Annotated in this window: 3 protein-coding genes and 1 pseudogene; all 4 read left to right on the top strand. The window is 63.5% G+C overall.

Annotation, left to right across the window (positions count from 1 at the left end; all coding sequences use genetic code 11):
* Positions 1–378 (top strand): annotated as a pseudogene (locus IEZ19_RS53320) (transposase); the annotation flags it as partial.
* Positions 379–1,292: 914 nt separating this feature from the next.
* A complete protein-coding gene (locus IEZ19_RS49060) occupies positions 1,293–1,844 on the top strand; it encodes a manganese efflux pump MntP (RefSeq protein ID WP_189317843.1) in 552 nt (183 codons plus the stop codon).
* Between the two features lie 47 nt (positions 1,845–1,891).
* The gene (locus tag IEZ19_RS49055) at positions 1,892–2,371 is read left to right on the top strand and encodes a manganese efflux pump (RefSeq protein WP_189317842.1); all 480 of its coding nucleotides are present in this window, start codon (positions 1,892–1,894) and stop codon (positions 2,369–2,371) included.
* Between the two features lie 164 nt (positions 2,372–2,535).
* Positions 2,536–4,773 (top strand): catalase/peroxidase HPI, encoded by a 2,238-nt coding sequence (gene katG, locus IEZ19_RS49050; protein ID WP_189317841.1) that lies wholly within the window; start codon positions 2,536–2,538, stop codon positions 4,771–4,773.
* Positions 4,774–4,908: the final 135 nt, after the last annotated feature.

The following is a 4,908-nucleotide window of genomic DNA, read 5'->3' as shown; positions in this document are numbered from 1 at the left end:
CACAGCCGCGAGCGTGCAGGATTCGGTCGCCGGCACCCACCTGGTCGACCAGGTGGCCGCGCCCACCCCACCCTCCGCAAGGTCTGGGTGGACGGCGGCTACCGCCAGCACCTCGTCGAGCACGCCGCCACCCTCGGCATCGACATGGAAATCGTCCAACGCGCCCCCGGAACCAGGGGATTCACCCCGCTACCCAAACGCTGGACCGTGGAGCGGACCTACGGGTGGCTGATGTTCCACCGCCGCCTGGCCCGTGACTACGAAACCCTCCCCGCCCGCTCCGAAGCCATGATCCACCTCGCCATGACCGACCTGATGGCCCACCGCCTGACCAACGAAGCCACCATCTCCTGGCGCGACCCGACACCCCGGGATTAAACACCCATTCCGGGATGAAACATCGGGAGAAAACGACCTCTCAGACACCTTGATCATCCGAGGCCGCGTCTCGTTTCACCAACGCCGTGAAACCGACAACGCGCCTGCTCCATCACAACCGTGACGTCTCGTCACCCGAGAACGCTCGAGCCCTGCGTCGGTCCCCGCTCGTAGGCTCCAGGGTGCCGTTCGGCACCGGTTACCGCCCGCTAGTCCAACGTAAGTTGTAACAACTCCGTTAAATCGAAGACAATCTTTCTCGACCGCGAAATTTCGTGATGTGGTCCTTGAAATTGCGCGGATCACTTTTTCCGATTTTCGCCCAGTCTTCGGGTGCAGCCAGCAGGAGGATGAAAACATGACGTGGGAAACTCCGGAATACACGGTGATCGAGGTTTGCGCTGAGGCCAGCGGATACTTTTACCGGGGCTGACAGTCGGACTTCACGGGCCGTTTTGCCCGATTTCTCGTAGTCGCGGCAGGTGACTGAAATCTGCGGCGAGACTACGTCTGCGTTGGCGCAAGGCCCCAGAAAATTGATCGCACAGGGGCCTTGCGTCATTCGCTGAAAGTCGGTTTCGACGTGCCGACGAGTCCGGTTGATATCTCCTCGCATTATGGAAATTTTTCGTTGAACAGCAAAATCATCGGTTGTGCGGCCTCGGGGTGGTGTCCGCTGTCGATCGCGGCGTGACGAGAATTCGATCGACCACGCAATCGAGTTTTCGACGCCGCACTGGCGAAAACCGCATCCGTGATCAGCTCCGCGGAAGTGCAAGGCTCAGGTAGGGTGGTCCGCCACAATGCGCGCGTGGCGAGGTTTCCGGCTGGAATAGCGAGCATCCCCCCCAGCGATAAGCGAGTTCTAGCTACCGGAAAACCTGGATTATCGTTGAACCTTTAAGGCGGTTTAGATGGCTCTTGAATTTCTTCCGCTGATAGCGCTCGCGTTCGGTCTCAGTCTTGACAATTTTCGCTCGTCGATCGCCATCGGAACCATTCCTTTTGGTTGGCGTCGCGCCGCGCAAATATCCCTCATCTTCGGGGTATTCGACACTGTGGGTCCGCTCTTGGGAGGATTGCTCGGTCACTACCTGGCTGGATTTCTCGGTAGGTGGGCGGAATCCATCGGGGCGGCCGCACTGGGGTTGTACGGCCTGTGCTTCCTTATCAGCGCTATCCGGAATCCGGAGCCGAAAGAGATGGACCATCCGTGGGTGACGCTCTTCGGTATGCCGCTTACACTGAGCATCGACAATTTCATCGCAGGCACCGGTCTGGGGATCGCCGGGTTTTCTCTCGTGGTCCCGATGCTGACTTTCGGTGCCATGACGGTGGTCATGTCGTTGGCTGGACTGTTCGTGGGGCAGATGGTTGCCAAAGTTGTGCGGATCCGTTCCGACTTGTTCAGCGGTATCTCACTCCTCGGGGCAGCGATCCTGCTACCGCTGGTCTTCGGCGGCTGAACGGTGGGCCCTCGCGCCGACCCGTTCCTCGCTTTCGCCTCGGCCGGGTGCTTCAGCACCCGGCCAAGGCGAAAGCCCTGTCGATCCGGTCGACGAAGGGAGCGACATGCTGCAGCTCGCCGGGCACGTCCTCAGCGACAGGCTCGACAACACCCGCCGACACGATCGCCGTGATCGGGTTCGGTGTATACGGCCTGTTCCTCATCGTCCGGGCGGTGATCTCGCCCGAGCGCGCGGATCCAGACCTGAAGTGGGCACGGTGGGGGTTGCCAATCCCGTTGAGCATCGACAACGTCGCCGCAGGCGCGGCCCTCGGCTTTGCCGGTTACACACCCTGGCTCGCGCCCGTTCTGTTCGGCTGCGCGACCTTCGTGATGTCGGTCGCCGGACATCGGATCAGCCGCACTGTGGCTCATTTCGTCGACTTCATCCCGAAGATCAATACTGACCTGCTGGTAGAATTCTGCTTCACCCTCATGGCAGTCTTGATGGCGTTCAGTGTTACCCAGCCGCTCTCGTACGGCTGATATCGGAGCCTGGTCTTCATCGGCCGATGAAGAGACCAAGCTACATCGGCAAGGGCGAATCGTATTGGTCGCGGGCGACCGGAAGAACGTGCGGGTGCCGGTCTCCCGGCGCAATGCGCCAGGCGCTCGATATCTCAGGCTCGGCAACACCTGGGAGGACACCAATGCCCGAGAATCCCGATACCCACGTCTACCGCACCTACGACAAGGTTCTGGGCGAGACGAAGCCGGCTCGGCGGCGGAATCATCCGACGGCGAGCGGCAATGCCAACGATTGGTGGCCACACCGGGTCGACTTGAAGGCATTACGTCGGCACGAACCCACAGACAACCCGCTGGGCGCGGACTTCGACTACGCCGAGCAATTCAAGACCCTGGATCTCGACGTACTGGCGCGTGATATCGACGAGGTGCTGACGACCTCGCAGGACTGGTGGCCCGCCGACTTCGGTCACTACGGTCCCCTTGTGCTGCGCATGGCCTGGCATGCCGCGGGTACCTACCGCGTCAGCGACGGCCGAGGCGGTGCCGGTGCCGGGATGCAACGCTTCGCCCCGTTGAACAGCTGGCCGGACAACCGCAACCTGGACAAGGCGCGTCGGTTGCTCTGGCCGGTGAAAAAGAAGTACGGGCGCAGGATCTCCTGGGCGGACCTGATGGTCTTCGCCGGCAACCGCGCACTGGAGTCGATGGGCTTCAAGACGTTCGGGTTCGGCGGCGGCCGTGTCGAGGTATGGGAGCCCGACGAGACGTACTGGGGCCCGGAACGCAAGTGGTTGGCCGAAGAACGGTACAGCGGTCTGCGCGAACTCGACGAGCCGCTGGCGGCCGCCGAGATGGGGCTGATCTACGTCGATCCGCAGGGCCCGGCCACCAATCCCGACCCGGTGCTCGCGGCCCGCGACATCCGGGAGACCTTCAAGCGGATGGGGCTGGGCGACGAGGAAACGGTGGCGCTCATCGCGGGCGGACACACCTTCGGCAAGACACACGGCCCGGCGGACCCGAACGTGACCGGCGGCCCCGAGCCCGAGGCAGCGCCGCTCACCGCGCAGGGCCTGGGCTGGATCGGCGGGTACGGCAGCGGCATCGCGGCGGACACGGTCACCAGCGGGCTGGAAGGGATGTGGACGCGCACGCCCGTCCAGTGGGACCACACGTTCTTCGAAACGCTGTTTGAGTACAAATGGGACGTCGAGCTCAGCCCGGCGGGCCTGTGGCAGTGGATCCCGAGCGACGGCCAGGGCGAGGGCACCGTGCCGGACTCTTACGACCCGGACACGAAACACCACCCGGTCATGCTCACCACGGACCTCTCGTTGCAGGAGGACCCGGTCTACGAGTCGATCTCGCGGCGGTTCCTGGAGCACCCGGATCAGTTCGAGGACGCGTTCGCGCGGGCCTGGTTCAAGCTGACTCACATCGATATGGGCCCGATCGAGCGTTACCTGGGGGCGCTCGTCCCGGCTGAACGGCTGATATGGCAAGACCCGGTGCCGAAGCTGGACCACGAACTGGTGGACGTCGACGACGTCGCCGCCCTCAAGCACGAGATCATCGGATCTGGCCTGTCGGTCGCGCAGCTCGTCTCCACGGCGTGGGCGTCGGCTTCGACGTACCGCGACAGCGACAAGCGCGGTGGGGCGAACGGGGCGCGGATCCGGCTCGAACCGCAGTGCAGCTGGCCGGTCAACGAGCCCGAGCAGCTGGGTGTCGTCCTGTCCGCGCTGGAGGCGATCCAGGAGCGATTCAACGCCTCCCAGCAGGGGGGCAAGCGGATCTCGATGGCCGACTTAATCGTGCTCGGCGGGTGTGCTGCGGTGGAACACGCCGCCGCGGCCGGTGGCCACGAGGTCGACGTTCCGTTCCGGCCCGGGCGCACCGACGCGACCCAGGAATGGACCGACATCGAGTCGTTCGACGCCTTGAAGCCCACAGCGGACGGCTTCCGGAACTACCTGGGCAATGGCTTCTGGATGCCACCGGAGCATCTGCTGGTCGACCGGGCAAACCTGCTGACCTTGAGCGCGCCTGAGATAACCGTGCTGATCGGCGGGCTGCGGGTGCTCGGCGCCAACCACAGACGTTCCTCGGTGGGTGTGTTGACCTCGGCGCCGGGGTCGTTGACGAACGACTTCTTCGTCAACCTGCTGGACATGGGGACAGAGTGGGCACCGAGGCAGGACGGGGACATCTGGACGGCGATCTACGAGGGCCGCGACCGGGGCACCGGCAAGGTGAAGTGGACCGCGAGTCGGATCGACCTCCTCTTCGGTTCGAACTCCGAACTGAGGGCGCTCTCGGAGGTCTACGCGAGCGATGACGCGGGCGGGAAGTTCGTCCAGGACTTCGTCGCCGCGTGGGTGAAAGTCATGGAACTCGGCCGTTTCGATCTGCGCTAGGAGGCGTGGACGGGCGAAGCCGTCCTGATCGGGTCAAGTTTGTGTGATGGGGCAGGTTTTGTCTGTTCAGGGGGCTAGGGTGCGTTTTGAAAGTGCTGGTCACAGCCACTCGTTGATGGCTGCGACCAGCACGGT

This window comes from Streptomyces brasiliensis (assembly GCF_014647875.1).
Lineage (GTDB): Bacteria > Actinomycetota > Actinomycetes > Streptomycetales > Streptomycetaceae > Streptomyces > Streptomyces brasiliensis.
Note: the sequence above shows the minus strand (reverse complement) of the source record. Positions and strands in the feature narration are given on the sequence as shown.

Bases quoted from the DNA above. Each gene is read 5' to 3' on its own strand.
- IEZ19_RS49060 (WP_189317843.1), top strand. From the start codon at position 1,293: ATGGCTCTTGAATTTCTTCCGCTGATAGCGCTCGCGTTCGGTCTCAGT.
- katG (WP_189317841.1), top strand. From the start codon at position 2,536: ATGCCCGAGAATCCCGATACCCACGTCTACCGCACCTACGACAAGGTT.